Here is a 5,520-nt window from a genome sequence, read left to right as displayed (position 1 = left end):
GTTTAAGTGGGAGATCAAGTTCCAGTAAAAACCAGATTGCTTCAACTAATAATAGGCCGTGGATGGACGAACGCCACCACTGATTAAAGTTTCGCTTTATTTGTTATGCGAAATCCTTTAGTTATTTAAGTTCTTCTTACGACGAATAAATTGTGGCTTTCGCTTCTCAACAAATGCAGCAATTCCTTCTGGGAAATCATTCGCATCCACAAATGGAGTTGAGCCTTTCCAAAGCACAGGGGCACTTTCCACACACTCTTGTACAGCTTGTTTAATAGCTAGCAGGGATGCTGGTGATTGTGAAGCTACTAAATTACCCATGCGAATGGCATAGCGATCTAGGTCTTTATCTTTGACTACGTAATTGAGCATACCTACTCGATATGCTTCATCTGATTTTAAAATTCGACCTGTGTATACTAAGTCTTTAGTCAAACTTGGACCGATTAAGTTAACAAGTCTTTGAGCGAATTTGTTATTTAAGGTTATGCCTAACTTACCAACGGGAATACCTAGTTTTGCTTTTTCGGAACCAATTCGAATATCACAGGCTAGAGCTAATTCAAGTCCTGCTCCCATTGCAGGACCATTAATAACAGCTATGGTTGGAATAGGTAGTGATTCAAATGTAGAGATTGTCTTTTCCATCGTTACAAATGCGCTCTCTGCTTCTTCCAAAGACATTTGGTTGAATTCTTTAATATCAGAACCAGCTGTTAATTGCTCACCAGCACCTCGTAATAACAGTACTTTATTCTTTGGATTTTCTAGGACATTCAAGGCGACTTCTGCAAGTTGATTCCACATATTTGCAGTTAAAGCATTTCGTAAATGAGGGCGATGAATAGTAATAATGGCTAGCCCAGCTGTTTCTTGAAGAACGATTTTTGCTTGTTCAGACTCCATACGATTTATTCTTACCTGCATGCTAGATTCTCCTCATTTCTAATTTTAGTTATTTGTAAAATCTTCCTATGCTCTCATTATAATGTAAGCTTAGCTATGTCTCTAATTAAATGGATTAATGTCAAGAAAATTTAAATTATTTTACTTTTAATAGTATTATGGCTTGGTAGTGGTTCTGCATCCTATGCATTTTAAACAACAGCAGACTTTCAAAGACCTTAAGGTAGTGAAATAGGAGATTAAAAAATGGATAAACATCCAACATTTATACATTTTTTATACAATTTCCCAAATTATATAGTAATTGTTATAGATGCAATGATAAGATGAGAGGAATCGGAAAAGGAGGAATATTATGGGGAAGAAAAGAAAAATAGCTGGAAATCTATTATTAGCAGGTTCACTTAGCTTTACTACTCTAGTAGGATTCTCACTTGCACCAAATGCAGTTCATGCAGAAAATTCTATTAAACAAGTAAACTTTGAGAATGTTGCAAACGATTTCGTACAAAAAGCGAAAGCAGAAAAATGGGATGAAGTACATAATTTATTCAGTGATAACTTAAAGAAGTATGTTACGAAACCTCTCTTGTCACAATGGTGGAGCAATCTATCAAAAACGTATGGTGCTATATCTGATATTAAGTTGAAAGATGTGAAGAGTGATGCCGTACATACGAAAGTCACATACATATGTAAAACTAGTACAGGTGAATATGAGCTTGTACTGCGCTTTAATAAAGATGGACTGGTTGATGACTTTACATTTAATGTAGTAGTGCCAGGTGTAAAACATATAACTCCAGCTTATGATTTGAAGAATTATACGGAGAAAGATGTTGCGATTGGCAAAGGTGAGTTTAGTCTGCCTGGTAAGTTGACTATACCAAAAGGAGAAGGTCCTTTCCCTGTATTGGTTCTTGTACATGGCTCTGGTCCTCACGATATGGATGGGACTTTTTATTCTCATAAGCCATTTCGTGATTTAGCGGTTGGATTAGCTAATGAAGGAATCGCGGTGCTAAGATATGACAAAAGAACGGCAACTCATAATGCAAAATTAGCTTTTGATACGACTAATGATGGAACCATACAAGAAGAGACAGTTATTGATGCAAATCTAGCAGTAGACTTATTGAAGTCAACTCCAGAGATTGATCCTAAGAATATTTTTGTCTTTGGTCATAGTCAAGGAGCTTATGCACTCCCACTCATTTTACAAGGAGATAAAGAAAAAAATATTAAAGGTGTAATTGGAGCAGCAGGGCCAGCAGGTAAATTCCAAGACATTATAATATGGCAGTTGGAGTGGCAGCTAGAGCAAATGAAAAATCAAAAAGTACCAGCGGAACAAATTGCAGCATTCCAAGGTTATATCACAGATTTTAAGCGGCAAATGACTCAATTATACGATACGAAATATTCATTAGATAATCCGCCGAAAGATTTTCATGCTATGCCTGGTTGGAACTGGTGGTATAATCTGCGCAATTATATTCCAGCAGATGCGGCTAAAGAGTTAAATGTTCCTATGTTGCTTATACATGGAGCGAAGGATCTACAAGTTCCTATGAATGAATTTGAGAAATGGCAGAAAACACTGCAAGGAAAAGAAAATGTTCAGTATAAACTATATCCAAACATGTTCCATGCGCTTTCTGAATACAAAGGCGAAGTGGACTTCAGAACAGAGTATTTGACACCTGGTACTATTTCTGAAGGCGTTATTAAAGATCTGTCAAGCTGGATGAAAAATGGAAAAATAACAGAAGAACCAACCGTTGATCCTACGAGCTACATTGATTATAAAACAGGAGAATTTTGGTCTGAGGCGTTTGCTTGGGCACTGAATAAAGGCATTATCGTTGGCTATGCTGATGAAAAACGTATTAAACCAGAGCAAAATCTATTAGAAAGTCAGGCTTTGAAAGTACTGTTCCGTTACAAATTAGGAACGCCTTTAAAAGACGAATCTAATGAAGCGATATACACACTTGCAAAAGAATCAGGTCTTGTTACTAAGCAAAATCCAAATTCTGTAGTTACACGTGGTCAAGCAGCTGTTATGTTAGGGGAAATATTCGTGAAGTCTGATATTACTTTACAGGAAGCTGTTCAATGGCTCTATGAGCAAGATGTTGTTCAAGGATATGGTAATGATAAAAGTTTAGAATCTTTTAAACCTGATACACCTATTTCAAGGGCACAATTAATGACGATGCTATATAATCTAGCTCAGAAAAAGAATTAATTTAGTAAGGGATATGTATAAGATGGTGGAGTAAAAACCTCAACATTTACATATTTTCTTATGAAACGGCCAAAAAACTTCAGTTTTAGTATGTTTTTTGGCTGTTTCATATTGCTAGTTTCCTTGGGAACTAATGAAAAAAGCCTACTAAATAAGTTTAAATAGTCTAGTTGGATGATGGATTTCTAGATTTATGAAAAATGATAGTATATATTAACCAATGGAATCTAGGATTATATAATCGTTTCATTGGTGAAAGGTCTATATAAGCATATTATTAAGAAAATATTAAAAAAAAGTTAAATTTTTAAGCTTTTTTATTTAAAAAAAATTCTTTATATTGTAATATTTTTGTGATGCCTAATTATTTTTTGTAAAACTTTGTGTAATTCTTTACAAATTTTCTTTATCAATTATTTGGGGGTTAAGGAAATTTTATAGGAGATGGGAATCCTTTAATTCCCGACAAATACGCGGTATGTTTTATCGTATCGTAAAGGAGAATGGGATATGTCAGAAACAATCACACAAGCAAAAGCTGAACAAGAAACTGTACAAGTGTCTGCTAATCAACAACAACAAGATATACTTGATCAGTTGTTAAAACCTGAAGTTCAGGAATCATTGGCTGTATTAGTAGAACAATTGCCAAAACTTACTGAACTTGTAACTGTAATGACAAAGTCTTATGACTTCGCTCAGTTAGTTATTACTGATGATGTATTAAAGAAAGATACTATGGGTGCAATCACAGACGTTTTAGGGCCTGTGACTAAATCTGTGAAGAGTATTACTGCTACTGCTATTGAAGCGAAAGATCGCGCTGAAGAAAGCAATGAAGTAATCGGTCTTTTCAGTCTTTTGAGACTACTAAAAGATCCACAAGCACAGAAACTATTCCGTTTTGTAAATGCATACTTAGAAGTTTCAGCAGAACGTAACAACCAAAAGTAATTCTTTATACATTTAACTAGTGAGGACGGGGGATTTACAATGTCAAAACATATTGTCATTCTAGGTGCAGGCTATGGCGGGCTTCTATCAGCTTTAACTGTACGAAAATATTTAAATAAATCAGAAGCTAAAGTAACAGTTGTTAACCAGTTTTCAACTCACCAAATTATTACTGAACTTCATCGTTTAGCTGCTGGTAGTATTTCTGAACAAGCAATCGCGTTACCATTACAAAAGCTTTTCAAAGGAAAAGATATTGATCTTCGCATTGCTAAAGTAGATTCTTTCTCAGTTGAAGACAAAGTTGTTAAATTGGATGATGGTTCTTCTTTATCTTATGATGCGTTAGTAGTTGGATTAGGAAGTGTTACAGCTTACTTTGGTATCCCAGGATTAGAAGAGTACAGTATGGTATTAAAATCAGCAAATGACGCTAATAAGATTTTTGCTCATGTTGAAGATCGTATTCGTGCATATGCAGAAACAAAAAATGAAGCTGATGCTACAATTGTAATCGGCGGCGGCGGATTAACTGGTGTTGAGCTTGTTGGTGAGTTAGTTGATATTATGCCAACTCTTACAAAAAAATACGGCGTTGATGTAAAAGATATTAAGTTAAAACTTGTTGAAGCGGGCCCTAAAATTCTTCCAGTACTTGCTGATACTTTAATCGATCGCGCTACTGAAAGTTTATCTGCACGTGGTGTGGAATTCTTAACTGGTCTACCTGTAACTAACGTTAAAGGTAATGAAATTGACCTTAAAGACGGCCAAAAAATCGTTGCTAATACGTTCGTTTGGACAGGCGGCGTACAAGGTAACCCACTAGTAGGTGAATCAGGACTTGAAGTGAATCGTGGACGTGCAACAGTAAATGATTTCTTACAATCTACTTCGCACAAAGATGTATTTGTTGTAGGTGATAGCGCTGTTTACTTTGCTCCAGATGGTCGTCCTTATCCTCCAACAGCACAAATCGCATGGCAAATGGGTGAGCTTGTTGGATACAATTTATATGCATTATTAGAAAATAAATCTATGGATACGTTTACACCAATTAATTCTGGTACACTTGCAAGCTTAGGTCGTAAAGATGCAGTGGCTGCAATTGGAGCTAATTCTGCTCAACTTAAAGGTTTGCCAGCAACAATTATGAAAGAAGCAAGTAATGTTCGTTACTTGTCTCATATTAAAGGACTATTCGCTTTAACATATTAAGCAAATAGATTGATAGTGTGTGCGGAAAAACGGGATTAATAGATGTAAATATAACCCAAGATTACTCATTGACGTGAGTATTCTTGGGCTTTTTTTATCCCGTTCAAACTGGCGCTAAGAGTCCCACTTCAAAATGAAAGTAAAAGCGAAGCCGTTTAAGTGGGAGATGAAGCGCCAGTAAGAACCCGATT

4 protein-coding genes are annotated in these 5,520 nt (G+C 35.8%); 3 read left to right on the top strand and 1 reads right to left on the bottom strand.

Annotation, left to right across the window (positions count from 1 at the left end):
• Positions 1 to 117 precede the first annotated feature (117 nt).
• Positions 118 to 927, bottom strand: coding sequence for an enoyl-CoA hydratase/isomerase family protein (locus V7014_RS11645; protein WP_335507283.1), 810 nt, complete (start codon positions 925 to 927; stop codon positions 118 to 120).
• A gap of 334 nt (positions 928 to 1,261) precedes the next feature.
• On the opposite strand from V7014_RS11645, the gene V7014_RS11640 reads away from it, so the two are divergent.
• From V7014_RS11640 to V7014_RS11630, 3 genes are all read left to right on the top strand, one after another.
• Positions 1,262 to 3,157, top strand: a complete 1,896-nt coding sequence (locus tag V7014_RS11640) for an alpha/beta fold hydrolase (protein ID WP_335507281.1) — start codon at positions 1,262 to 1,264, stop codon at positions 3,155 to 3,157.
• Positions 3,158 to 3,667: 510 nt separating this feature from the next.
• On the top strand, positions 3,668 to 4,111 hold the full coding sequence (locus V7014_RS11635) for a DUF1641 domain-containing protein (RefSeq protein WP_335507279.1): 444 nt from the start codon (positions 3,668 to 3,670) through the stop codon (positions 4,109 to 4,111).
• Between the two features lie 39 nt (positions 4,112 to 4,150).
• Positions 4,151 to 5,329, top strand: coding sequence for an NAD(P)/FAD-dependent oxidoreductase (locus tag V7014_RS11630; RefSeq protein ID WP_335507277.1), 1,179 nt, complete (start codon positions 4,151 to 4,153; stop codon positions 5,327 to 5,329).
• Positions 5,330 to 5,520: the final 191 nt, after the last annotated feature.

Source organism: Bacillus sp. JJ722, from assembly GCF_036963345.1.
GTDB lineage: Bacteria > Bacillota > Bacilli > Bacillales > DSM-1321 > Bacillus_AD.
Note: the sequence above shows the minus strand (reverse complement) of the source record. Positions and strands in the feature narration are given on the sequence as shown.